Source organism: Actinoplanes sp. CA-030573, assembly GCF_050951115.1.
In the GTDB taxonomy this organism is placed as follows: domain Bacteria; phylum Actinomycetota; class Actinomycetes; order Mycobacteriales; family Micromonosporaceae; genus Actinoplanes.
Window position 1 is genome coordinate 2,678,494 of record NZ_CP192038.1, and the last position, 25,405, is coordinate 2,703,898.

The 25,405-nt window shown below is 72.5% G+C and carries 14 protein-coding genes; 5 read left to right on the top strand and 9 right to left on the bottom strand.

Annotation, left to right across the window (positions count from 1 at the left end; translation table 11 throughout):
- Positions 1 to 185: 185 nt before the first annotated feature.
- A complete protein-coding gene (locus ACQP2F_RS12440) occupies positions 186 to 2,483 on the top strand; it encodes an ATP-dependent Clp protease ATP-binding subunit (protein ID WP_433303595.1) in 2,298 nt (765 codons plus the stop codon).
- On the opposite strand, the gene ACQP2F_RS12445 is transcribed toward ACQP2F_RS12440, so the two are convergent.
- From ACQP2F_RS12445 to ACQP2F_RS12465, 5 genes are all read right to left on the bottom strand, one after another.
- Complete coding sequence (locus tag ACQP2F_RS12445) at positions 2,484 to 7,103, bottom strand: tetratricopeptide repeat protein (RefSeq protein WP_433303597.1); 4,620 nt, start codon at positions 7,101 to 7,103, stop codon at positions 2,484 to 2,486.
- A gap of 9 nt (positions 7,104 to 7,112) precedes the next feature.
- Positions 7,113 to 7,652 carry a hypothetical protein gene (locus ACQP2F_RS12450; protein WP_433303598.1) on the bottom strand — a complete coding sequence of 180 codons (540 nt, stop codon included), beginning with the start codon at positions 7,650 to 7,652 and terminating at the stop codon, positions 7,113 to 7,115.
- 144 nt (positions 7,653 to 7,796) lie between these two features.
- On the bottom strand, positions 7,797 to 9,191 hold the full coding sequence (locus ACQP2F_RS12455; RefSeq protein WP_433303600.1) for a hypothetical protein: 1,395 nt from the start codon (positions 9,189 to 9,191) through the stop codon (positions 7,797 to 7,799).
- Positions 9,192 to 9,250: 59 nt separating this feature from the next.
- A complete protein-coding gene (lon, locus tag ACQP2F_RS12460; protein WP_433303602.1) occupies positions 9,251 to 11,560 on the bottom strand; it encodes an endopeptidase La in 2,310 nt (769 codons plus the stop codon).
- Positions 11,561 to 11,643: 83 nt separating this feature from the next.
- A complete protein-coding gene (locus tag ACQP2F_RS12465; protein ID WP_433303604.1) occupies positions 11,644 to 12,516 on the bottom strand; it encodes a DUF6910 family protein in 873 nt (290 codons plus the stop codon).
- Between the two features lie 109 nt (positions 12,517 to 12,625).
- On the opposite strand from ACQP2F_RS12465, the gene ACQP2F_RS12470 reads away from it, so the two are divergent.
- Positions 12,626 to 14,215 carry an MFS transporter gene (locus ACQP2F_RS12470; RefSeq protein WP_433303606.1) on the top strand — a complete coding sequence of 530 codons (1,590 nt, stop codon included), beginning with the start codon at positions 12,626 to 12,628 and terminating at the stop codon, positions 14,213 to 14,215.
- Between the two features lie 15 nt (positions 14,216 to 14,230).
- Here the strand turns inward: ACQP2F_RS12470 and ACQP2F_RS12475 are convergent, their stop codons facing one another.
- Positions 14,231 to 15,211 carry a hypothetical protein gene (locus ACQP2F_RS12475; RefSeq protein ID WP_433303608.1) on the bottom strand — a complete coding sequence of 327 codons (981 nt, stop codon included), beginning with the start codon at positions 15,209 to 15,211 and terminating at the stop codon, positions 14,231 to 14,233.
- A 186-nt stretch (positions 15,212 to 15,397) separates the two neighbouring features.
- On the opposite strand from ACQP2F_RS12475, the gene ACQP2F_RS12480 reads away from it, so the two are divergent.
- Positions 15,398 to 20,554: an Ig-like domain-containing protein gene (locus ACQP2F_RS12480; protein ID WP_433303609.1), complete on the top strand. Its 5,157-nt coding sequence runs from the start codon at positions 15,398 to 15,400 to the stop codon at positions 20,552 to 20,554.
- A gap of 200 nt (positions 20,555 to 20,754) precedes the next feature.
- On the opposite strand, the gene ACQP2F_RS12485 is transcribed toward ACQP2F_RS12480, so the two are convergent.
- Complete coding sequence (locus tag ACQP2F_RS12485) at positions 20,755 to 21,438, bottom strand: hypothetical protein (protein WP_433303611.1); 684 nt, start codon at positions 21,436 to 21,438, stop codon at positions 20,755 to 20,757.
- Positions 21,439 to 21,543: 105 nt separating this feature from the next.
- Here ACQP2F_RS12485 and ACQP2F_RS12490 point away from each other — a divergent pair, with 105 nt between their 5' ends.
- Complete coding sequence (locus ACQP2F_RS12490; protein ID WP_433303612.1) at positions 21,544 to 21,825, top strand: hypothetical protein; 282 nt, start codon at positions 21,544 to 21,546, stop codon at positions 21,823 to 21,825.
- On the opposite strand, the gene ACQP2F_RS12495 is transcribed toward ACQP2F_RS12490, so the two are convergent.
- Positions 21,812 to 23,281 (bottom strand): aldehyde dehydrogenase, encoded by a 1,470-nt coding sequence (locus ACQP2F_RS12495; RefSeq protein WP_433303613.1) that lies wholly within the window; start codon positions 23,279 to 23,281, stop codon positions 21,812 to 21,814. The genes ACQP2F_RS12490 and ACQP2F_RS12495 overlap by 14 nt on opposite strands.
- A gap of 41 nt (positions 23,282 to 23,322) precedes the next feature.
- Here ACQP2F_RS12495 and ACQP2F_RS12500 point away from each other — a divergent pair, with 41 nt between their 5' ends.
- Complete coding sequence (locus ACQP2F_RS12500) at positions 23,323 to 23,844, top strand: hypothetical protein (protein ID WP_433303615.1); 522 nt, start codon at positions 23,323 to 23,325, stop codon at positions 23,842 to 23,844.
- Between the two features lie 6 nt (positions 23,845 to 23,850).
- Here ACQP2F_RS12500 and ACQP2F_RS12505 read toward each other — a convergent pair whose 3' ends face one another.
- Entirely contained in the window at positions 23,851 to 25,320 is a 1,470-nt protein-coding gene (locus ACQP2F_RS12505) for a tetratricopeptide repeat protein (protein WP_433303617.1), read from the bottom strand.
- Positions 25,321 to 25,405: the final 85 nt, after the last annotated feature.

Consider the following 25,405-nt stretch of genomic DNA (forward strand, 5'->3'; position numbering starts at 1 on the left):
GAGGCCATCGTAGGTTTTCCGTTGTACGTTGAGGGGGCAGCCGCGCCTGCACGAGCGTGCGAGCCCCCCACGCGGGCCCGCGTCGACGCCAAGAGGCTCTGACTCAGCGCACACCACCCTGACGCGCGCCCCCGTGCGCCCACCGGGTGGGGTGCGTGGGGCCTCGCCGCGAGGACGTGAGTGTCGTGTTCGAACGGTTCACCGACCAGGCCCGCCGGGTTGTCGTCCTGGCTCAGGAAGAGGCCCGGCTCCTCAACCACCACTACATCGGCACCGAGCACCTGCTGCTCGGTCTCATCAGCGAGGGTGACGGGGTGGCCGCGCAGGCCCTGATCGCCCTCGACGTCACGCTCGAGGCGGCCCGCGCCCAGGTCGAGGACGCGATCGGCGCCGGCCAGGAGGGCCCGGGCCTGCACGTCCCGTTCACCCCGACCGCCAAGAACGTGCTCGAGCTGGCCCTGCGCGAGGCACTCAAGCTGGGTCACAACCACATCGGCCCCGAGCACATCCTGCTCGGGCTGGTGCGGGAGGGCGGCGGTGTGGCGGCGCAGATCCTGGTCACCCTGGGTGCCGACCCGCGACGCGTACGGGAGAAGGTCCTGCAGTTGCTCTCCGGCCATCCGGCGTTGACCGCCGCGCCGCCGACCGGCTCGGCCGTGCTCGACCAGTACGGCGCGAACCTCACCCAGCGTGCCCGCGACGACGGCCTCGACCCGGTCGTCGGCCGCGATCGCGAGCTCGACCGCATCGTCGTCGTGCTGGCCTGCCGCACCAAGAACAACCCGGTGCTGGTCGGCGAGCCCGGCGTCGGCAAGACGGCGGTGGTGGAGGGCCTGTGCCGGCGGATCGTGGCCGGCGACGTGCCCGAGACGCTGCGCGCCAAGCAGGTCTACGCGCTCGACCTCGGGCTTCTGGTGGCGGGCGCGCGCTACCGCGGCGACTTCGAGGAGCGCCTCAAGAAGGTGGTCCGCGAGTGCCGTACCCGCGGCGACGTCATCCTGTTCATCGACGAGATCCACACGCTGGTCGGCGCGGGCGCGGCCGAGGGCGCGATCGACGCCGCCTCGATCCTGAAGCCGCTGCTGGCCCGGGGGGATCTGCAGACGATCGGCGCGACCACCGTCGCCGAGTACCGCAAGTACTTCGAGAAGGACGCGGCGCTGGCCCGCCGCTTCCAGCCGGTGCCGATCGAGGAGCCGACCCCGGCCGAGGCGGTCGCGATCCTCCAGGGACTGCGGGGACGGTACGAGCAGCACCACCACGTCTCGTACACCGACGCCGCCCTGACCGCCGCCGTGACGCTGTCCGGGCGCTACATCGCCGACCGCTTCCTGCCCGACAAGGCGATCGACCTGATCGATGAGGCCGGCGCCTGGACGCTCCTGCGGCCGGGCGGTGACGCCACCGCCGGGGGCGCCACCGCCGGGGGCGCCACCGTCGGCGACGAGCAGGTCGCCGAGGTCGTGGCCCGCTGGACCGGCATCCCGGTGCAGCGCCTCGGCGGGGCGGAGGCCGCGCGGCTGCTGCGCATGGAGGACGAGCTGCACAAGCGGATCATCGGCCAGCAGGAGGCGGTCCGGGCGGTCGCGCGGGCGATCCGGCGCACCCGGGCCGGGCTCAAGGACCCGAGGCGCCCGTCCGGGTCGTTCATCTTCGCCGGGCCGTCGGGGGTCGGTAAGACCGAGCTGTCCAAGGCCCTGGCCGAGTTCCTGTTCGGCGCCGAGAACGCCTTGATCCGGCTGGACATGTCGGAGTTCCACGACCGGCACACGGTGTCCCGGCTGGTGGGCTCGCCGCCCGGCTACGTCGGCCATGAGGAGGGTGGCCAGCTGACCGAGAAGGTGCGGCGCAACCCGTACTCGGTGGTGCTGTTCGACGAGATCGAGAAGGCGCATCCGGACGTGTTCGGCACGCTGCTGCAGATCCTGGAGGACGGCCGGCTGACCGACGGTCAGGGCCGCGTCGTCGACTTCGCGAACACGGTGGTCATCATGACCACCAACCTCGGCGCCCGGGACGCGGCCAAGCCGTTCGCGCTCGGCTTCGAGACCGCGGCCGGCACCCGGGACCGGATGAGCGCCAAGGTCCACGAGGCGCTCCGGCAGCACTTCCGCCCCGAGTTCCTCAACCGCATCGACGACACGGTGGTCTTCCCCCGGCTGACCGAGGCCGACGTGCTGGCCATCGTCGACGTGCTGCTGGCCCGGGTCGACCTGCGGCTGCGCGACCGGGGCATGGGCGTCGAGGTCACCGGGGCCGCCCGCCGCCACCTCGCGGCCGCGGGCTTCGACCCGGCGTACGGCGCCCGCCCACTGCGCCGCGCCGTCCAGCGCGAGGTCGAGGACGTCCTGGCCGAGCGCATCCTCCACGACGACCTCCGCCCCGGCCAGGTCGTCCGGATCGACCACGACGGCTCCGGCCTGGTGTTCGGCGAGCCTTCGCCCGAGGAGCGGATCGACCGGACGCCGTCCCCGGCCGCGTAGTCATTCGCCGGGAGCGGGAGAACTCTGGTTCCGGAAGCGGACGAGAGCCTCCCGGTTCCGCACGGTGTCGGGATGGTCGGCGCCCTGGACCCGTTCCGCGATCGCCAGGCGCCGCTCCAGCGCGTCCGAGTAACCAGCGTAGTTCCCGGCCCGAGCACGCCAATGGGCGAGACCGGCATAGACCGGAAGGTTCCGCTGATGCTCGGGCCCGAACACCTGGGCGATGATCCGAAGGAGGTGTTCCAGTTCGAGGACGGCGCCCGCCGGATCGCCGCTCTCGCCACGCCAGACGGCCAGGTTGTACTGCGCCTCCAGGGTGTGCGGGTCAGCCGGGCCGTAGACCCGGATCAGGGCCGGCAGCAGCTCCTTGAGGACGGCGACGGCGCCGGCCGGGTCGCCCGCCTGGCCGCGCCACGCCGCGATGTGCGCGTACGTGTCGAGGGTGTGCGGGTGGTCGGGGCCGAGCACGCGCAATCGGTCGGCCAGCAGTTCCTCGAACGCGGCGAGGACGCCCGTCGTGTCGCCGGTCTGCGTCCGGACATGCAGCAGGTTGTTGCGGGTCAGCAGCGTGTCGGGATGATCGGGGCCGAGCAGCCGCATCCTGGCCGCCAGCAGCCGTTCGAGCTCCTGGACGGCGCCGGCGGCGTTACCCGCCTCGGCCAGGCGCGTGGCCAGGTTGCCGCGGGCGCTGAGCGTGTACTGGTGGTCCGGGCCCATGATCCGGGTCGCGTCGGCCACCAGCTCCTCGGCTGCGCGGGCCGCGGCCTCGGCGTCGCCGGCCTCGCCACGCCAGCGGGCGAGCTCGCCGCGCGCGGCCAGAACCCGGGAGTCGTCCGGCCCGCACGTTCGCACAAGATCGCGCAGGACTCCTTCCATCGCCTCCGCGGCGCCCACCGGATCACCCGTCTCACCCTTCCACCGCGCCCGCCTGGTGCGGATGTCGAGAAGCTCGGCGCTGGCCGGGCTGAGCAAGGCGAGCCTGCCGTCGACGCGGCCGCCGGTGAGCGGCGCACCCATGGTGAAGTCGATCTGGCCGGCCATCACCTCCAGGCGGCGGAAGCTGCCCGGCTCGCCGTACAGAAGCGCCTCCGGCGTCATCAGCGTGAGCCGGATGTCGCTGCGGAAGCCCTTCTCCACGACCAGGGCGGGAACGCGGGTCAGGCCGTGCATGTCGCCCGCCGAGGTGCCGAAGTAGATGCCGCCGTCCGCGATGGCCACCTGGTTCATCGCCGCACCCATGTCGATGTCGATGGTCCGGGCACCGTCCGGCAGTTCCCACTCGATCAGGTGGCCGTCGACGGCGGTCGAGTACGCGATGCCGGTGGCCGGCCACGCCACCGACCGCACCTCGCCGTCGTGCGCCCGGATCCGGCGCAGCTCCCGCCGCCCGGCCACGTCCCAGAGCCGCAGACTGCCGTCGTCACAGCCGGCGAGCAGGAACCGGCCCTCCGGATCGGCGACGAGCGCGCGGACCTGGGCGTCGTCGCCCCGCAGCACGAAGGACTCGGTGCCGGCGATCACGTCCCAGACGCGGATCGTTCCGTCCTCGGCGCCGCTGGCGACTCGTCCGCCGGGCAGCGCGGTCAGCGCCCACACCTTGCCGGTGTGCCCGGTCAGCGTGTGTATCAGGCGGTTCGTGCCGAGGAGATCCCGGACCAGGATGTCCGTGTCGTGCCAGGACGCGATGACCAGGACCATGAGGTCGCCGAGCGAGACGATCGAGCTGACGCTCTCGCTGCCCTCGGCGAGAGTGTGGGTGACGCGCCGGAGACTGTAGTCCAGGGCATCGACCTGAGCGTATTCGCCGGTCGGGAAGCGCTCGATGTGGCCGCGCGCGTTGCCGACCAGGGCGAAGTTCTCGTACACGTCGGCGGCGATCACGTTGATGAACTGCTGGATGCGCGAGAAGAACAGCCGCGGCTCGCCCGTCTCCAGGTCCCAGCCGCGCACCGTGTCGTCGAAGCTGCTGGACAGCAGCAAGTTGCGGTGCGCGGCCGTGGAGACGGCGAGGACCGAGGCGCCGTGACCCTCGAAGCCCTCGCCGGCCGCGGCGGTGAGGTCCCACACGCGGACGGTGCGGTCGTGCCCGGCCGAGACCGCCCGCCGGGAGTCCGGGGTGATGCAGACGGCGTCCACGTAGTCGCCGTGCCCGCTCAGCTCGCCGGTCACCTCGCGGGACGCGACGTCGATGACCCGGATCCGGCGGTCCTCGACCGACGTCGCGAGGACGGTCGCCGCGTCCGGCGACATGGTAAGCAAGTGCGGGAGGAGCTTGTCCGAGCTGATCCGGGCCACTTCGTCCCCCGTGCGGACGTCGTACGTGTCGACGGTCCAGCCGTTCCCGGCGACCATCACGACCTCGGCGCCGGGCACCCACGCCAGGTCGTAGCACTGGGTCACCCCCTCGGAGCGGACCTGGCGCAGCGCGATGAACGACTCGAGGCTCCAGAAGAGCACCTTGCCGTCGTGGGACGTCGAGACCGCGAGCCTCGGGCCGAGCAGCCGCAGGCCGGTGACCCGGTCTCCGTGGCCGGTCAGGACACCACGGTGGGCGCCGCCGCCGGCGTCCCAGACGTGCACCTCGCCGGCGGCGGTGCCGGCCACGACGACTTCGTCGTTGTGGCGGAGCAGGGTCACCGCCGACGGGCAGGCCGGAAGCAGCTCGCGGATGGCGCCGTCCAGATCCCAGGTGAACACGGCACCGTCCGGTCCGCCGGCCGCACAGGACGTGCCGTCCGCGGTCACATCGACCACGGCGATCCCGCCCGGGACCTCCTGCCCGGCGATCGGGTCGCCGGTCCGCAGGTCCCAGACCCGCAGCTCGCCGTCGGTGCTCGCGGTCAGGATCGCCGACTCCTCGCGGACGAACGCCGCGGCGACCAGCCCGGCACGGTGGGCGCCGAAGACGCCGAGAGGCTCGCCGGTCTCGATGTCCCAGAGCCGGGCGGTGCCGTCCGACGAGGCGGAGAGCGCTCGCTCGCCGCGTCCGTCGACGGTCACCGCGACCACCGCGCCGGCATGGCCCACCAGCGTGCGCAGCAGCGCGGGGCTTTCCGTGCCGGCGTGCCATCTGCTTCGCAGGTACGGTCTCCCGATCGCCGCCAGATGACGCTCGGCGAGCTCCCCGATCCAGGCCCGGGCCGGCTCGCGGACGGCCAGCAGGAGGTGCTGGCTGACCCGGCCGGGATAGTCGCCGCCGGCCGGGGTCCGCAGCCGGTGGGCGGACCGGTCGACGACGTCGTACAGCTGACGCATCCGCTCGTCGCCGGTGGACTCGCGGACGGCCGCCGCGAGGTCGCGCAGCAGGGCCGGGACGCCGAATGCGGAGATCTTCGCCGCCAGGAACGCCATGTCCTCGAGCAGGCCGGTCACGTCGTCCGGCCGCTCGGCGTCGAGGAGGTGCCGCGGCAGGTGCTCCACGGCGTACGCGTCGTCCCGGCTCGTCCAGTCCGGGTCGTGCTCGCTCAGGAAGTGGTCGCAGAGCGCGTCCCGGGCGTCCGACGGGAAGATCGGATAGGGCGGGTCGGTCAGCAGGAACTCGCGGAACGACTCGTGGAAGATCCGGACCCGATCCTCCGCGTCGACCTCGAGGAACGGCCGGCAGGCGGTGACCGCGTCCCAGAGCTGGGCCGAGCGGGCGTCGGACAGCCGCCGGGACGCGGCGATCAGGGCCTCGCGGGTGAACCCGTCGCCGCGGGCCACGGCGAGCAGGCCGAGGATCGGGCGGAACCGCTCGCGCCAGTCGCGGTCGCTCTGGTCACGGGCCAGCTCGCGGGTCAGGAACGTCGCGTACACCTCGGACAGCGAGCGGGGCAGCGTGAAGCTCTCGATCCGCGACCAGACGTCCCGGTCGCGCAGCAGCGTGTCGGCGACGTGCCGGGCGTAGAGGAAGATGCCGTCGCTGGCCGCGGCGACCCGGTCGACGGCGATCTCCCGTTCCCGCCGCGGCATCGAGGCCAGCCTCGCGGCGAGGTAGTCGCGGATGTCGTGATCGCCCGGCGGCGCGTCGCGGACGAGGTGGATCCGCTCGGCCGACCGGAAGCGGTCGTCGATCCGGGCGTCGGCGCTGCGAGCGGTGAGCACGAAGCGCACGCCGCCCGCGGCCGGGTCACCGGCGACGTTGGCCAGCAGCTCGGCGATGCTGTCCCGGCCGAGCTCGCCACCCTCGTCGAGGGCGTCGACAAGCACCGTCGGGGCGTCCACGCCGGCCCGCTCGAGCGGCTTGCGGACCAGTTCCTCGTACGCCAATGTGGCCGGAAAGTTGTGCAGCTGAACCGTGACGCGAACGCCGCTGATCTCGGCCCCCGGATGAGCCTCCTCGACCTCGACGGCGCCGACCGCGTCCACCGTCACGGCGTGCGCTTCCAGCAGCGCCCGGCGTACGTCCTCGTCGCCGTTGGCGAGGGCCTCGCTGAGTCGCTCGACGAAGGTCAGCGGGCTGAGCGTCGACGGCTGACGGCTGCGGCAGAAGTGCGCGTAGGCGTATCCGTGGGCGATCCGGTCGGCGATCGCCGTCTTCCCGCTGCCCGGTGGGCCCTCGATGAGCAGAACCGGCCGGTCGCTCCGCTCCCACTCGGCCAGCCGTTCGAACAACCACTCTCGTCCGGTGAAGTCCGCCACGGCCGCCGCCTATCCGACCTCGTCGATCTCCACTCCGACCACGCGGCCTTCTCGTTCCACCCGGCCGGCCCGGACGATGCCGGTGACGGTTCCGCCGAGCACCTTCCGCGCTCGCAGCCCGGCCGCGTAGCCCAGAACCTCGTCCACATCGACCTCACCCCGCGCGGCGGCCGAGCCGGGCTCCCGCTTGAAGACCAGCGGCTGGTGATAGATCGCTTCCATGGCCCGGCGCAGACCCTCGACGCGTTCGAGGGTGGCGGCGTCCTTCTCGTCGATCTCGTCGATGTCGTCGTGGACGTCGGCGAACGCGGCCCGGAACTCCCGCAGCTCCCGCTCCAGCCGCTCCACCGCCTCGAAGTCGATCTCCGCCCGGCTCGGCGCCTGGGCGAAGACGTCGGGCGCCTTGATCTCCACCTCGGTGGAGGTCCGGCCGGACCTGCGCGACTCACGCCAGGCCTTGAGCGCCTCGCCGGCCTGCGAGTAGAGGAACTTGACCCCTTCGGTGAGGGCGAGCGCGCCCACCGCGGCCAGTGTCAGCGGATCCGCCATACGGGACTTCCCTCCGGCCGGCTCGGGCTCAGGCAGCCCGAGTGTTGCACAGGGACAACTATCCCGCACGCTACGTCATCCTTGCGTGCGCCAGGGCTCGTCCGACCGGGCATCGACCTTGCCGATATGCAGGTCACCCGGCGCTCACTTCGCGTGGTAGGTGCTCCCGCGGTCCTGGCCGCCGGCCGCGCGGTAGGCGGCCAGGCCGCGATGCCCGACGCCGTTCCAGTAGTAGAGCTCATGACCGGCGGGCACCCGGCCCGCGTACGCGTTGTGGTCGAGCACGAGGCGGGCGTTCTTGGCCGCGCCCCCGGCCGGCGCGACCCGGTGGAGCAGCACCGCCTCGTCCGGGTTCGCCGAGGCGACGGTGTTGCCGGTGATCGTGGTGTCGTGGACGTAGTACTGCAGCAGCATCTCCGGCGAGCCGTCGCGCAGCGTGTTGTTGCCGCGCAGGAGATTGCCGGTGACGGTGATGTCGTACGCCTCGCCTCGGTCCCGGTCGTAGCCGCCGAGGGCGAGGCCCGTGTAGCGGCTGCCGGTGACCGTGTTGCCGGCGATCGTCACGGCGTTCGTGCGGCCCTGCTTCCACTCCGAGGCGACCTCGATGCCGATGTCGGAGGCGTCCACCCGGTTGTCCGCGATGACGATCGAGCCGCCACCGTCCACGTAGATGCCGTCGGCGCAGTTGCACCAGGACCCATCGTCCCAGTACGCCGGGTTGCCCTCGCTGACGATGCGGGTGACCCGGTTGTGCGCGATCAGCCCGTGCCGCGCCCGGTTGACGTCGGTGAACCGGGCCGGCCCGGTGATGGTGTCCTCGAACCCGATCGCGTCGATGCCGATGTTGTTGTTGTCGTGGATGACGTTGCCGGTGACCGCCCAGCCGTCCACGTTGCCGTTGAGCACGAGGGTCTCGCTGGCGCCGAGCACGAGATGGTCGAGCTCGTTGCCGGTGATGGTCACGTCCGAGAGCGACCGGGCCGCGCTGGTGCCGTAGACGGCGATGCCGTGCGCGTTCATGTCGAAGCTGCCCAGCGTGCCGTTGTCGTTGCCGAGGTGGTGGACGTGGTTGCCGGCCAGCCGGATCGAGCGGCCGGAGCCGGTCACGAAGATGCCGATCGGCACCTTGGCCGTCGATGTCGTGCGATAGCCGGTCACGGTCAGGCCGGAGACGGTGACATCCGAGCTGTCCCGGATCTCGACCATGCCGCTCTGCCCGTCGGGCGGCCGCAGACCGGCGCCGTCGAGCACGGCGCCGGCCGCGCCCAGCACGGTGACGTGGGTGCGGCCGGCGATGACGATCCGCTGACCGGCGTACCGGCCGGCGGCCAGTCGGACGGTGCCGCCGGCGGGCCCGAGACGATCGAGCGCCACCTGCGGTGTGCGCAGCGGGTGCCGGGCCGTGCCGGGTGCGGCGTCGGAGCCGCGCGGCGACACGTACAGGGCCCGGCCCGGGTGCGCCCCGGCGCCGGGACCGGACAGGCCGACGAGGACGGCCGCGATGGTGGCGATCGATGTGATGCGGCGCGCAACCGACATGCCGCGTACTATCGCGCACCGTCCTCACCAGCGCAAACGTGCAATATCGAGTGTTCGTTTCAGGCCGCGACGAGGCCGGCCGAGACCGGCTCGAGCGCGGTGGCGAGGATCTCCCGGACGTCGGAGACGATGTGGACGGTCAGCGCCTCCAGCACGTCGGCCGGCACGTCGTCGAGGTCCGGCTCGTTGCGCTTGGGCAGGTACACCTCGGTCAGCCCGGCCCGCTGGGCGGCCAGCAGCTTCTGCTTGACCCCACCGATCGGCAGCACCCGCCCGGTCAGCGACACCTCGCCGGTCATCCCGACCTCGGCCCGCACGTCCCGGCCGAGCAGCAGCGAGACCAGCGCGGTCGTCATCGTGACGCCCGCCGACGGACCGTCCTTGGGCACCGCGCCGGCCGGCACGTGCAGGTGGATCGGGTGGTCGAGCTGCTCGGGCGAGATGCCGAGCTCCTCGGCGTGCGCCCGCACGTACGACAGCGCGATCTGCGCCGACTCCTTCATCACGTCGCCGAGCTGGCCGGTGACCGACAGCCCGCCCTTGTCGCCGGGCAGCAGCGACGCCTCGATGTAGAGGACATCGCCGCCCACGCCGGTCACGGCCAGGCCGGTGGCCACGCCCGGGACGGCGGTGCGCTCGGACGACTCCGGCGTGAAGCGGGGACGGCCGATCAGCTTCTTGAGGTCGGCGGCCTCGATCGTGGCCGGCAGCTCGCCCAGGGCGACCTTGCGGAACGCCTTGGCCAGCAGCCGCTCGAACGACCGGACGCCGGCCTCGCGGGTGTAGTTGGCGGCGATCTCGCGCAGCGCGTCCTCGGTGACCGTCACCTCGCCGTCCGCCAGCGCCGCCCGGGAAAGCTGCCGGGGCACCAGGAAGTCCCGGGCGATGGCGACCTTGTCGTTCTCGGTGTAGCCGTCGATCGAGATCAGCTCCATCCGGTCGAACAACGCCTGCGGGATCGTGTCGAGCACGTTCGCGGTCGCGATGAACAGCACGTCCGACAGGTCGAGGTCGAGGTCGAGGTAGTGGTCGCGGAACGTGTGGTTCTGCGCCGGGTCTAGCACCTCGAGCAGCGCCGCCGCCGGGTCGCCCCGGTAGTCGCTGCCGACCTTGTCGACCTCGTCCAGCAGCACGACCGGGTTCATCGAGCCGGCCTCGCGGATCGCCCGCACGATGCGCCCGGGCAGGGCTCCGACGTACGTGCGGCGGTGCCCGCGGATCTCCGCCTCGTCCCGCACGCCGCCGAGGGCGACCCGGACGAACTTGCGCCCGAGGGTGCGCGCGACCGACTCGCCGAGCGAGGTCTTGCCGACCCCGGGCGGGCCGGCCAGCAGGATGACCGCGCCGGATCCGCGTCCGCCGACCACCGTCAGGCCGCGCGACTCGCGGCGGGCGCGGACGCCGAGGTACTCGACGATGCGCTCCTTGACCTCGTCCAGGCCGTGGTGATCGGCGTCGAGCACCGCCCGGGCGGCGCCGAGGTCGGTGTGGTCGGTCGTGCGGACGTTCCAGGGCAGGTCCAGCACCGTGTCGAGCCAGGTCCGGATCCAGCCCGCCTCCGGGTTCTGGTCGCCGGCCCGCTCGAGCTTGTCGACCTCGCGCAGCGCGGCCTCGCGGACCGCCTCCGGCAGGTCGGCGGCCTCGACCCGGGTGCGGTAGTCGTCGGTGCCGTCGGCCTCGCCCTCGCCGAGCTCCTTGCGGATCGCCTTGAGCTGCTCGCGCAGCAGGTACTCGCGGTTGCGCTTCTCGACCGACTCGCGTACGTCCTTCTCGATCGTGTCGCTGACCTCGGACTCGGCCAGGAAGTCGCGGGTCCACTCGATCAGCAGGCGCAGCCGGGCCTCGACGTCGGGCGTCTCCAGCAGCTCGCGCTTGCGGTCGTTGGACAGGTACGCGGCCCAGCCCGCGGTGTCGGCCAGGTCGCCGGGGTCGTCGATCGCGCTGACCGAGTCGATGACCTGCCACGCCTCGCGGCGCTGCAGCACCGAGACCACCAGCTGCTTGTATTCGGCGGCCAGCTCGCGGACGTGCTCGCCGGCGGCGGGGCCGGTCGCTACCGGCTCGGCCTCGACCCACAGGGCGGCGCCGGGCCCGGTCACGCCGCTGCCGATGCGGGCGCGCACGCCGGTGCGCAGGACGGCGGCGGGGGAGCCACCGCGGAACTTGCCGACCCGCTCGACGGTCGCCATCACGCCGTAGGACGCGTAGCGGTCCTCGAGCCGGGGAGCGATCAGCAGCTCCGAGCCGGCCGAGGTGCGGGCCGCGTCGACGGCGGCCTGGGCCGCCTCGTCCAACTCGATGGGCACGACCATGCCCGGAAGGAGGACCACGTCGTCGAGGAACAACACAGGAAGTCGCTTGCCTGCCATCGGGGTACCTCCGAGAAGTTGAGTACGGCCGACTCAACCGCGGCGGCGTGCCCCCTCTTCCGGCGTTCACTGCCAGCGAAACTTCACCACCACAGGCGCAGCGCCAGGTGCTCGGACGGGACGTCCGGATCGTCGGCGTCGACCACCGCGACCAGCTCGAGCCCGTCGTCGGTGACCGTGCGGACGGCAATGCCCTCGACCTTGGTCAGCCCCAGGCCGGCGGTCGCGACCACGCCGTCGTCGTCGAGCAGGGCGAGCGCGGCGCCCACCACCGGGCCGTCGTCGAAGGCGTTCGGTGTGTCCTCGGCCGCGGCGCTGACCAGCACCCGGCCGTCCGGCAGGGCCAGCGCGTCGGTGACGGCCAGGGTGACGCCCTCGACCCGGCCCAGGTCGTAGCGCCGGACCTCGCCGACCGGGACGGCGCCGCGCGGGACGGGCCCGTCGGTCATCGCGGCCAACAGAGCCGCGGCGTCGACGTCCACGCACGCGGTCGAGGTGCCGGCCGCCGCGTTGCCGCGCTGGAACCAGCGCAGCCGGTCGCCGATCAGGCACGCGCCCTCCAGGTTGAGCCGTCCGAACGGGATGCCGAACGCGGCCGCCACCTCCTCGTAGAGCGGCCGCAGGTCGGCCACCGAGAAGCCGGCCGTGGTCACCAGCGACATCCGGGTACGGGCCGGGGAGGAACCGGATCCGAGCAGGAGCACGGCCCCGCCCGGCATCACGCAGGCCGCCTCGAAGTCCGGCTTGAGGTGCTTCGTCCCGGCGGCCGCACTGAAGGTCTCCAGCCCCTCGATGGGCTCGATGACGCGTACCGGCGTGATCGAATCGCCCCGCCACCACGCCGCGTGCGTCGCGTCGTCCTGCGCGATCAACCACCCGCCCGCGAAGGCGGCGATCGCCGACGCCGCGCGGACGGGCGATCCGTCCGCAAAGGTCAGCGATGCCCTGCTCGTCACCTGTACCCGCATCGCCCGCCCGCTCTCCGACGCGTCATCTTCCCGGGATGAGGTCCTCCTGCATGGTCGCATCGATGCTGGGGCGAAACGACCGACCCCGGGACCTCAGATGGCAGAGCAGCAGAGCAGCAACGCCCTGGCCGGCAAGCAGATGCGGCTGGCGATCCTCCTGTCCATGGCGATGTTCGTGCTGGTCGTGGACACCTCGCTGATGAACGTCTCGATCTCGGCGGTGGTGCGCGATCTGGACACGACCACCAGCGGCGTGCAGTCCGCGATCGCCCTCGAGGCGCTGGTGTCCGCGGCGTTCATCCTGATCGGCGGCAAGGTCGGGGATCTCATCGGGCGCAAGCGGGCGTACGTGCTGGGCCTGCTCGGCTACGCCGTCGGCGCGCTGGCCATGACCCTCGCCCAGAGCCTGGTGGTGGTCATCATCTTCTGGGCCCTGATCGGTGGCATCGGCGCGTCGCTGCTGCTGCCGGCCATGCAGTCGCTCATCCACGGCAACTTCCAGGGCCCGGCCCAGCGGAGGGTCTACGCCCTGGTCGGCGCGGCGGCGGCGATCGCAGCCGCGGTCGGCCCGCTGCTCGGCGGCTTCATCACCACGTACCTGTCGTGGCGGGTGGGCTTCGCGCTCGAGGTGGTCATCATCGTCGGCGTGCTCTCCGGCATCGGCCTCGTGCGCAACGTGCCCTACACCGGGCCGCGGGAGATCGACTTCGTCGGCTCGCTGCTCTCCGTCGTCGGCATGGGCGGCATCGTGCTCGGCATCCTGGTCTGGCAGGAGGGCGGCGAATCGGTTCTCGCGCTCATCCTGCTCGGCGTGGCGGCCATGGCCGGCCTGGCCTACTGGCTGGTGCGGCGCAAGCGCGCCGGCAAGCCGCATCTGCTCGATCCGGCGCTGTTCTCGTCGGCGATGTTCCGGGTCGGCATCTCCCAGCAGCTGCTGCAGCAGATCGCCCTCGGCGGCCTGATGATCGCATTGCCGATCTACCTGCAGATGGTGCTGGAGTACAGCGCCATGCTGGCCGGCCTGTCGCTCGCCCCGCTGTCGCTGAGCATGTTCGCGGTCGCCCTGCTGGCCGGCAAGCGCGCCGGGCGCCGGCGCCCGGCGACCATCGTGACCGCCGGCTTCCTGCTGGTCGCCGTGGGCGTCGCGGTACTGATCCCGATCGTGCCCCGGGCCGAGTTCGGCTGGGCGCTCCTGCTCCCGCTGGCGATCGCCGGCTCCGGCCTCGGCATGCTGGTCTCGCAGCTCAACGACTACACGCTCTCGCCCATCTCGGAGGAACGGGTGAGCGAGGCCGCCGCCGTCAACTCCGCCGGCGGCTCGTTCGGCCTCTCCTTCGGTCTGGCCTTCGCCGGCGCCGTCATGCTGGCGACCCTCTCCGCCTCGTTCACGGCCAAGTCCGACGCGAGCACGGTGCTCTCACCCGCCCAGCAGAGTCAGGTCGCCCAGGTGCTCAACGAGAACGCCGAGGTCATGACCAACACCCACCTCGACGAGCTACTGGCCGACCAGACTCCGGAGGTACGCGCGGAGATCATCCGGATCAACACCGAGGCCCGGCCCATCTCCCTCCAGATCGCCCTGCTGATCCCGTTGCTGGCCGCCCTGCTCGGGCTGCTGAACTCGATCCGGATGCGCCGCCTGCCCGACCCGGCCCCGTCGAACACCGACGGGGTGGTGCTGGGCTGAGCCGCACCCGGTGGCCTACTGGAACCACACCGTCCAGGCGGCCGGATGGGAGAGGGATCCGGTCGTCGCGCGAATCACCAACGCCGTGTCGGCCGGGCAGCCCACCGAGTTGAGGTACGCCGTCGCCGGCCGGAGCCGGCTGAACGCGCTCTGGCCCACCGACGGCTGGGAGTTCGTCGGCGCCGTCGACCATTCCGCCGCCGCTGAGTCGCTGACCTCGTACTGCACCAGGAAGGACGTCGCGCTCTGGGGGACGCCCTCGACGCAGAAGTAGGTGGTGTTGCCCGACCGGACGCTGGTCTCGGAAAGGCCGGCCGTGGTGGCCGACAGGTCCAGGGCGTCCTCGCACGTCTGGGGAGAACAGGTGAGGTATCCGAACCGGATGGTCGAGATCGCGCTTCCGGGTGTGCCGGCCGGGCCCGGGACTCCCTGAGGACCCGGCGAGCCGGTGGCGCCCTTCGGGCCCTGCGGGCCGGCGGGGCCGGCCGGGCCGGTCTTCCCCTGCGGGCCGGCGGCACCCTGCGGGCCCGGTGCGCCGGCGGGGCCGGCCGCGCCGGCGGCGCCGTCGCTCCCCTGCGGGCCGGTCGCGCCCTGGGCTCCGGCGGGGCCTTCCGGCCCGGTGGCGCCCTGTGGCCCGGTGGCGCCGGGGGTTCCGGCGGGGCCCTGTGGCCCGGTGGCGCCCGCGGTTCCGGCGGGGCCTTGCATGCCGGTGGCGCCTTGCATGCCGGTGGCCCCTTGCGGGCCGGTGGCGCCGCGCGGCCCGGCGACGCCTTGCGGCCCCGCGACGCCTTGCGGCCCGGCGACACCTTGCGGCCCGGCCGGGCCGGCGACGCCCTTGGCATTCCAGCTGATCGGCGTCCAGTTCTTGGCGCACTGCTGTGCGCTGGAGCTCCGGAGCTTCACCTCTCCGGCGCTGTTCCGGCAGGCGTAGATCGTGGTGTCCGGCCCGGTGACCGCGGCGCTGGCGGAAGTTGTACCCGCAACACCGACGGTCACGGCGACAGCAGCCGCGACGGTGATCGCCCTGTGCTTGCATGAGACCATACGGCGAGGGTGACGCCGCACGGATGTAAGAAGGGCGTTGGACGGTTGCGGCTCGGTAGCAACCCCCGCCGCCCGCGTCGATGACCATTCCGCGCATTCCCCGACAAAGGCGAACAATCTTCGCCTAGCCTCGGTGGCGTGGGGTTACGCCGGGCAGCCACGGCCCTGATGATCGCGTTCGCGGTCCTCTTGGCGGTGACGATACCGCCCGGCGGCCGTGCCGGGGCCGCCATCACGACGCCCTTCCGGGGCCGCTTCGACGCGAACACGAACGGTTCGATCATCCTGCGCGGCAACTCGAACCTGACCTGCCTGCTGACCGGGCAGCCCACCTGCACGCAGGCCCGCAACGGCACCGCCACCGGGGGGAGCGCGAACAACAACAGCTACGCGATGGCGTACACCGACGTCGACAACAACCCGCTCACCTTCAACGACAGCATGGCGACCCTCGACATGCCGCCCGGCAGCACGGTGCTGTTCGCCGGCCTCTACTGGGGCGCGGACTCCGCCTCGCCGCTGCGCAACCAGGTCCTGTTCAGCACGGACGGCGGCGGCTCGTACCAGCCGATCACCGCATCCACGCTGTTCCCGAACGGCACCATCTACCAAGGGTTCGCCGACGTCACCGCCCGGGTGGCCGGCGTCGGCAACGGCGTGTACGGGGTGGCGAACATCCAGGCGTCGATCGCGGCCGGCTCGTATGCGGGATGGTCGCTGGTGGTCGCGTACCACAACGCCGCCCAGGACATGCGCGCGCTGCGCGTGTACGACGGCTTCGGCCAGGTCTCCAGCGGCAACACCGACATCACGGTCACCGGCTTCGAGACCCCGCACACCGGCACCGTGCACGCGAAGATCGGCGCGGTGGCGTACGAGGGTGACCGCGGCACCACCGGCGACAGCCTCAAGGTGGACGGCCGGTCGCTGTCCGACGCGGAGAACCCGGCGAACAACTTCTTCGACAGCACGGTCAGCGACTCCGGCACACCGGTGGGCGGCCGCAACCCCGGGTACGACAACACGCTCGGCTTCGACGTCGACCAGGTGGACGCGACCGGGATGTTCGCCAACGCCGCCACCTCGGCCACGCTGACGCTGACCACCACCGGCGACCAGTACTACCCGGGCGTCATCACCTTCACCATCGACCTGTACTCGCCCAACATCACCACCACGCCGTCGGTCATCGACCTGAACGGCGGCGACCTGGTGCCCGGTGACGTGCTCGAGTACCGCATCGCGGTGCGCAACGAGGGCAACGACACCGCCGACGGCGTCGCGCTCAGTGATGCCATCCCGAGCTACACCACGTACGTGCCCGGGTCGCTCACCGTCGCGGGCTCGCCGGTCACCGACGCGACCGGCGACGACGCCGGCTCCTATGCGGCCGGCGCGGCCGGGTGGACGCTGGGCACCATCCCGGTCGCCGGCACCACCTCGGTCACGTTCCGGGTCACCGTCCAGCCCGGCGCCCCGCCCGGGTACGCGATCAGCAACCTGGTGAACGTCGCCTACTCCGGGCGCACCAGCGGGGTGAGCGTCGCCGCCACGGGCGCGACCTCCGCCAGCACCGTGTTGCAGCCGCACAACGACCTCGCCGCGGCGCTCGGCGTCACGCCCGCCTTCGTGCAGCGTGCCGCCACCCCGGCCGCGGTGGCCTACACGGCGACGGTCACCAACACCACCGGCGACATGGAACCGGCCGCCACCGCCACCCTCACCCTGCCCGCGGGCGTCACGCCCGGGACGATGCCGGCCGGCTGCTCGGCCGCCGGGCAGGTGGTCACCTGCGCCCTCGGGCCCGTGGTCGCCGGCAGCTCCGCACGTGCCACGGTGCCGGCGACGGTGAACGGGTCCGCGGCGGCGAGCCCGGTCGCCAGCCTGCGGGCCGGGGGCACGGGCGCGGACGCGAACAGCGCCAACGACACCGTCACCGCCGCGCTCACGGTCAACAGCCCGCCCGACGCCGTGGACGACGCCGCGGTCACGTCGTTCGGCACGCCCGTCCCGATCACCGTGAACGCCAACGACAGCGACCCGGACGATCCGATGTCCGCCCTGGTGTACTCGGTGTCCGGGCCGCCGTCGCACGGCGTGGCCGTGGCACACAGCGACCAGAGCATCACCTACACGCCGGCCGCGGGGTGGTCGGGCACCGACACGTTCAGCTACCGGGTGGACGACCCGCACGGCGGCTCGGGCACCGCCACCGTCACGGTGACGACGGTCAACGCCCCGCCGGTCGGGACCGACGACATGGTGAACACGCCGACGAACACCCCGGTCACCGTCGACGTGTTGCGGAACGACGTGGACCCCAACGGCGACCCGCTGACCGTCGACGGGGTCACCCAGCCGCCGGCCACCGAAGGCACGGTGACCTTCACGGCCACGGACGTCACGTTCACCCCGGATCCGGTGTTCGCCGGCACGACGACGTTCACCTACACGGTGAGCGACCCCAGCGGCGACACCGCGACGGCGGTGGTGACCGTCGACGTGGAGAACGCCGCGCCCACGGCGGCCGACGACCTGTTCCCGGTCACGTACGCCGCGGCACGGGCCGGGGTGGCGCTGCCGGCGACCGCCAACGACACCGACCCGAACAACGACCCCCGGACCATCACGGCCGCCGGTCAACCGGCGCCGGGCACCGGCACCACGTCGCTGTCCGCCGGGGTGATCACGTACTCCGCGCCGCCCGGCTTCTCCGGTGCCGCGACGTTCCCCTACACGATCATCGACGGCCGCGGCGGCACGGACACCGCACAGGTGACGGTCGTCGTCGCGGACGCGCCGCCGGTCGCCCAGGCGTTCGTGACCACCACCGGCTACCACACGGCGCTCACCCTGAACGTGCTCGCCGCGGCCACCGACCCGAACAACGACCCCCTGCACGTCTCCGGCGCGACCGCTCCGGCGCACGGCGTGGTCACCCGCGATCCGACCGGCAGGATCACCTATCTGCCCGACGTCGCCTTCTCCGGAACGGACTCCTTCGCGTACACGGTCGACGACGGCAACGGCGGAACGGACACCGCCACCGTGACGGTGACCGTCGCCAACGGGCTCGCGGTCGCGCGCGGCGACTCGGTCACCGGCATCGGGGGTGCGCCCGTGGCGATCGACATCCTGGCCAACGACGACCCCGATCCGAACGGCGACCCACTGACCGTCGCGATCGACGTCGCGCCCGGCCACGGCGGCGCGACGGTGGGTCCCGGCGGGCGGGTGACCTACACCCCGGCGGCGCACTTCTTCGGCGTGGACACCTTCCACTACACGCTCGACGACGGCAGCCACACGCTGGTGGGCGCGACCGTGACCGTCACCGTGGTGAACGTCGCCCCGGCCGCCCGGCCCGATTCGGTGAGCACCGACACGAACGTGGCCGTGGTGGTGCCGGTGCTGGCCAACGACGACGACGCGAACGGCGAGCCGGTGACGCTGACCGCGGTGGACGCGGCCGCGCACGGCACGGCCACCGCGAACGGGGACGGCACGGTGACGTACGTGCCCGCCCCCGGCTTCTCGGGCACCGACGCGTTCGGATACTCGATCAAGGACCCGGGCGGGCTCGCCGACTCGGCCACCGTCACGATCGTCGTGCGCAACGCACCGCCGACCGCGGCCGACGACACGTTCGCCGTCCGGCCGGCCATGCCGGACAACCTGGCGGTGCTGGCCAACGACAGCGACCCCAACGCCGGGCAGGCCATCGCCGTCGCCTCGGCCACCACACCGGCGAAGGGCACGCTGACGCTGACCGGCGGAGTGCTCACCTACCGGGCGAATCCCGGCACGGCCGGCACGGACGGCTTCGACTACGTGATCACCGACGATCGGGGAGCGACCGCAACCGCGCACGTCACGCTCCTGATCAACGGCGCGCCGGCCGCCGTCGACGACGCCGTGCCGGTGCCGGCCGACACCGCCGTCGACATCGCGGTCACCGCCAACGACACCGACCCCGAATCGCAGGCGCTGCAGGTCACCGCGGCGGACACGCCGTCGCACGGCGCGACCCGGATCAACCCGGACCAGACCGTGGAGTACCGGCCGGATCCCGGCTTCTTCGGCACCGACACCTTCGGCTACACCGTCGCCGACAACGTGGGCAACACGGCTTCCGCGCGGGTCACGGTGCGGGTCGCGAACGCGGCGCCGGTCGCGCGACCGGACACCGCCGCACTGCTCTCCGATCGGTCCGTGCTGGTCGACGTGCTGGCCAACGACAGCGACCCCAACCCGGGGCAGACGGTGACCCTCGTCTCGGCCGGCCCACCCACGAACGGCACGGCCGTCCTCGCGGCGGGCGGCATCAGGTACACCCCGGCGCCCGGCTACGTCGGGCCCGACGCGTACACGTACCGGATCAGCGACGGCAACGGCGGCACGGCGACCGGGAACGTCACCATCACCGTGTCGAACGGTGTGCCGGTGGCGGTGCCCGACGACCGCCAGACGCCCTACCAGCATCCGATCACCGTGGACGTGCTCACCAACGACCTCGATCCGGCCGGGACGCTGGCCGTCACCGCGGCCGGCGCACCGGACCGGGGCACGGCCACGTTCACCGCGAGCTCGGTGACCTACACGCCGCCGGCCGGGTTCGCCGGAACGGCGACGCTCGGCTACACGGCCGTCGACGACGCCGGGCACCAGACCGGCGCGGCGATCTCGATCCTCGTCGGCGTGCCCCCGTCGGTGCCGGACAAGCAGACCACCGTGCTGGACCGCCAGTCGGTCCGGATCGGACTGCCGGCCACCGGGCAGGACGGACGCCCGGTCACCCTCACCGGGATCGGCCGGCCGCGGCACGGCGCGGCGGTCATGAACCCGGACGGTACGGTCACGTACGTGCCGGATCCCGGCTTCAGCGGCACCGACGACTTCACCTACGAGGTGGTGGACGCCGACGGCAACGTGGCCCAGGCGACGGTGCACGTGATCGTCCCACCGCCGCCGGGTCCCGCGCCGGGACCACCGCCCCCACCGCCGGCGTCGGCGTCCGGGTCACCCTCGCCCTCGGCGTCCGCGTCGCCCTCGCCGTCGGCGCTGCCCACCAGTCACCCGGCACCGCACCGACCCCGGCCGAGCCGGACCACCCCGCACCCACCGACAACCCACCCGACCACGCCGGGCGCGGTCGCCGGGCCACCGTCGTCGCCCGTCACCGGGCCGAACGCGGTCGCCGTGGCACTGTCCGGCCTGTACTTCGTCGCGCTCGGCGCCACGCTCTACCGGCTGGCCAGCCGCCCCGCGGGAAAACCACCCACCGGCGGCGATTGACGCGCGCGGCCGAGGCGCACGACGCTGCGCGGCGGGCTTTTGAGCTCAGCCGTTCTCTCCGCGAACCCCGTGAGCGCCGGGCTTTGACGTTCTCGCCGGAGCGACGAGAGGTCGCGTAGCTTCAGAAAATGTCGGCAACGATCGCGTCGGCGACGCTTACCGGAGAAGCGACAATCTTGCTTCTGGAAGCACCGAAGAGGTCACCCCGGCATTTCAGTCTGATCAGTGAGGTGACCATCGTCCGGAACATAGAGGCGACGTATGGACTTGACTTCGAATGCCTCTCGTGCTGCGGCGATGATTTTCATGCGCTGAAAACGTCGCCGGAGATACCAAGACGGAAGTAGGCGCCTCCAGCCAAAGCGATAACGTATTACCTGAGAGAACAACTGAATGACCATCCACTCGGCCGGGATGATACCTGCCCACGGGTCGTCAGGGCCAAAATGCCTATCGCCCGGCTTGATCGGCCCGGCAAGGTTCATCAGGTCGGCCGAATTGGCCGGTACAGTGGCCCACGCGAGCCGCGCATGCCGAGCCACCTCTGCCCTCAGCATGACCGTCAGCTCGTTGAAGATTTGACCGACGGCTGGGTTCTCCCCGCTGACCCAGCCCACCGAGTAAGCCAGCGCGGAGTTGCCCTGTGCGCCAAGCTCCTCGAGCTTTCTCAGTGTCTCTGGCTCGTCGTCCGTGCGTCGCCGGATGCGAGTAGGGTACTGACCCCAGTTGTTGAGCGCCTTAATTGCGTCGGCGTACGAGGCTCGTATTTCTGCCGACCGAGCACTGGAGCGGTCGAAGACTTTTGTAAGCAGGTTGCCGAGGAACGAGGAGCCGAGTACAACCAGGATCAAGCCAGGCCACGTGAACGCTGAAGTCTGCGGCATGCCTCGATCGTCGCGAGCACGCGGCGGCAATGGCAAGTGTTGCGCGGACGACGCAGGGGCATGCCGCAAGGGAACCTGCCGGGGGCATGGTCCTAGGCTGAGGCGGTGGAGGTCGAGGATCACGTCGCCGGTGGGTGGTTTCTGCTGGGGGACGGTGAGCAACACTATCTGGATGTGAACTGTCACCTGCCGATGGTGGATGTGTCGATCCTGCTCCGGCTCGAGCCGGACGAGGAGGCCGAGCTGCGGGCCCTGGGCCGGGTGTTCACGGAGTACCTGGCGGCCAAGGTCGCCTACTGGCCGGACCGCTACCGGGCGCGCGACCGCCAGGACCGGGCGGCCGAGGTGACCGCGGCCGTCGCGCGATGGCCGGTCAGCCCAGCTTGAACGGGTCGCGCAGCTCGCCGGTGAGCTCGACGTAAACCGACTTGGTCTCCAGGTACTCCTCGACCGCCGCGATCCCGTTCTCGCGGCCTATGCCCGACCGGCCGTACCCGCCGAACGGCATGCTCGGCGACACCACCCGGTACGCGTTCACCCACACCGTGCCGGCCCTGATCTTGGCGGCCACCCGGTGCGCGCGGTGCACGTCCCTGGTCCAGACCGCGCCGGCCAGGCCGTAGTCGGTGTCGTTGGCGAGCCGGACGCCCTCGTCCTCCGCGCCCTTGAACGGGTAGACGCTCAGGACCGGCCCGAAGATCTCCTGGCGCACCACCGTCGACTCGGGCGTGACGCCGGTGATGACGGTCGGGCGGACGAAGTAGCCGCCGAGGCCGGTGTCCGCCGTCCCGCCCGCGGCGAACGTGCCGCCCTCCTCGCGCGCCGTCCGCAGGTAGCCGAGCACCTTCTCGTACTGCGGAAGGTTGGCCACCGGGCCCATCTCGGTGTCCGGGTCCATCGGGTCGCCCAGCTTGATCGCGTCGGCGCGGGCCACGATCTTCCCGATCAGCTCCTCGGCCACCGACTCGTGGACCACCAGCCGGGAGCCGGCCATGCACGTCTGCCCGGTCGCCGCGAAGACGCCGGCCACCACGCCGTTCGCGGCCGCGTCCAGGTCCGCGTCCGGGAACACCAGCTGGCACGACTTGCCGCCGAGCTCGAGGCCGGCCCGGTTGACGTTGCCCATCGCGGCCCGGCCGACCGCGATGCCGGTGGCCGTGGACCCGGTGAACGCCACCTTGTCGATGCCGCGATGACCGGCCAGCGCCTCGCCGGTCGACCGGTCCCAGCCGGTGACCACGTTGACGACGCCCGGCGGCAGCCCGGCCGCGGTCAGGATCTCGGCGAAGGCCACCGTCGAGCACGGCGAGTGCTCCGACGGCTTGACCACGCACGTGTTGCCCGCCGCCAGCAGCGGTGCCAGCTTCCAGGTGAACAGCAGCAGCGGGCTGTTCCACGGCGTGATGCACCCGATCACGCCGATCGGTTCCTTGCGGGTATAGGCGAAGTAGTTCGGGTTCGCGAGCGGAACGGTCGCGCCCTCGAGCTTGTCGGCGAGCCCCGCGAAGTAGGTGAACCACGCCGACAGCCCCGCCATCTGCCCGCTCATCTCCCGCAGGAGCTTGCCGGAGTCGCTCACTTCAAGCCGGGCCAGCCGGTCCGCGTTCGCATCAAGAGCCTCGGCACACGTACGCATGACCGCCGCCCGCTGGAAGCCGGTCATCGCGCCCCACGGCCCGTCGAACGCCGCCCGGGCCGCCGCGACGGCCGCGTCGACGTCCTCCGCGCTGCCGTCGGCGACCCGCGCCCACGGCTCGCCGGTGTAGGGATTGTTCGACTCGAAGACCCGGCCGGTCACCGAGTCGACCGACTTGCCGCCGATGAACAGACGAAACTCCTCCATGGGCCCACGCTGTCACCGCGGGCACGCCCATGGAAGCCGCGATGTCGTATTTCGCTGGCCCTGCCGGGTGGGCGTCGCGCACCATTCCGGAATGGACCGGCCGACCACACCTGCTGGACCGGGCCGACCGGGTGCGCGCGATCCGGGAGGCGATCCGGGTCACCGGCCCGGGTGGCCCGGTCGCGGTCGCGGCGATCTCCCGGTTCGCCGGGCCGATCGACTTCGCCGCCACCGCCCGGTTCGACGAGCGGATGCTGGCCGAGTCGCGGCGGCTGATCGCCGACGGTGTCAACGACGCCGGGATCGGCTTCACCCACGCCTACTTCCATCGGGTGCCCGAGCTGCTCGCCGAATGCCGCGAGGCCGGCCTGCGGGAGGTGACGGTCCACGGCATCGAGGGCCCGGCGTGGCCCGCGGCCGAGGCGGCCGCCCACGGCCCGTCGGCCGAGGCCGTCTTCGACGCCGCCCTGCAGCTGGCCCGCGTCTACAGCGACGAGCCGGCCCTGGTCGCCACCAGCGCCCACCTGCTCGCCGTCGGCCGGCGGGCCACGGCGGACGACTGAGGATCTTCAGCCGGCGACCTGGCGGCTGAACGTGGCGTGGCCGGCCCGGACGACCTCGTTCAGCCGCTCGACCTCGTCGTCGGCCGGCTGCCGCCGGAACTCGACGTCGACCATGAAGCTGTTGCCGACGATGCGCACGTCGAAGCGGGTGAGCAGGTCGTCCGGCACCCGCGCGACCACGAAGTCGCGGTACGCCCGCTCGACCTCGGCCCGCAGGGCGGCGCAGTCGCACTCCCGGCCGTCCAGGATCGCGGTCAGGTGGCCGCGGGCGGCGTGCGCGGCCTCGTCGCGGGGATCCAGCACGGAGATGCTCTCCTCGAGCGCCGTGCGGGCCTCGGCCGGCCGGCCCAGGTGCAGCAGGCCGACGCCGTGTGCGGCCGCGATGTGCCCGCGCCGCACCGGGTCGCCGCCGTCACGGGCGGCGGCCAGCGCCTCGCCCAGCCGCTCGGCGGCGGGCTCCGGCTGCCCGGCGTCCTGCAGGGCCAGGCCCCAGTCGAACAGCGCCTGGCTGACCAGGTCGGCGCGGCCGATCCGCCGGGCGCGGGCGGCGGCGTCCTCGTACGCCCGCAGACTGGTCTCGGTCTCCCCGGCCTCGCTCAGCGCCGCGGCGAGGGCGGTCGCGGCCGGCAACGCCTCCTCCGCCCGCTCCTGCCGGTCGTAGGCGGCGAGGACCCGCCGCAGCGCCGCGATCCGGCCGACGTGATCGCCGTGCTCGCCGGCCTGGGCCGACAGGGCGGCGAACGCCTCGACCGTGGCCCGGTGATCCGGGCCGAGGCGGGCCCGCAGCGCGTTGGCGAGGTGGGCGAGGAGCATGTACGCCGCCTCCGGCTCCAGGCCCTGCCGCACCCGGACGGCGGCGATCGCGGCGACCCGCTCGACCAGCTCGGCGGGCAGTTCCTCCAGCGCCGGGAAGAGCGGTCCGGTGTGGCCGCCGGCCTGCAGGATCACGCCGCGCAGCGCGACCGCCGACGCGGCCCGCTCGTGCCCGGCGCGCTGGAAGATCGGCACCGCCTCGTCGATCGCCTCGAGCGCGCCATCCCGGTCGCCGAGCCGCAGCAGCACGTCGGCCAGGGGTTCGAGCCCGGCCGCGTACGCGAGATGGTCGCCGCCGTAGTGCGCACGCCGCCCGTCGCGCGACTCCCGCAGCGCTTCGGCGCCCTCCTCGAGCCGGCCGCTGAGGGTGAGCGCGATGCCCAGGTTGAGCTGATAGCCGAGCCACCGCTGCGGGTCGTCGCCGGGCGGCACCGAGACCGCCGCCCGGAAGCACTCGGCCGCCCACGCCGGCTGCTGGGCCCGCAGCAGCATGTTGCCCATGTCGGACTGCGCGGCCGCCCAGGCGGCGCTGCCCTCGCCGTGCTCGTCGGCGACCCGTCGCACCGCGCGCTTCATCACGGCCTCGGCGTCGGCCGCCCGGCCGTCCCGCAGCAGGGCCAGGGCCTGGTCGAACGGGCTCACGGATGCCGATGAAGCGTTCATGGCGGGGCAGTGTAGCCGCCGTTTCCGCACCGCAGGGCCCGGGCGGCGGCCGGCCCTCGAAGGTGCTGCCGGGCCCGGGCGACGG

Coding starts and splice junctions, on each gene's coding strand:
- ACQP2F_RS12505 (WP_433303617.1), bottom strand. CDS start 25,320: ATGAACGCTTCATCGGCATCCGTGAGCCCGTTCGACCAGGCCCTGGCC.
- ACQP2F_RS12495 (WP_433303613.1), bottom strand. CDS start 23,281: ATGGAGGAGTTTCGTCTGTTCATCGGCGGCAAGTCGGTCGACTCGGTG.
- ACQP2F_RS12455 (WP_433303600.1), bottom strand. CDS start 9,191: ATGTCGGTTGCGCGCCGCATCACATCGATCGCCACCATCGCGGCCGTC.
- ACQP2F_RS12485 (WP_433303611.1), bottom strand. CDS start 21,438: ATGCCGCAGACTTCAGCGTTCACGTGGCCTGGCTTGATCCTGGTTGTA.
- ACQP2F_RS12470 (WP_433303606.1), top strand. CDS start 12,626: ATGGCAGAGCAGCAGAGCAGCAACGCCCTGGCCGGCAAGCAGATGCGG.
- ACQP2F_RS12500 (WP_433303615.1), top strand. CDS start 23,323: ATGTCGTATTTCGCTGGCCCTGCCGGGTGGGCGTCGCGCACCATTCCG.
- ACQP2F_RS12450 (WP_433303598.1), bottom strand. CDS start 7,652: ATGGCGGATCCGCTGACACTGGCCGCGGTGGGCGCGCTCGCCCTCACC.
- lon (WP_433303602.1), bottom strand. CDS start 11,560: ATGGCAGGCAAGCGACTTCCTGTGTTGTTCCTCGACGACGTGGTCCTC.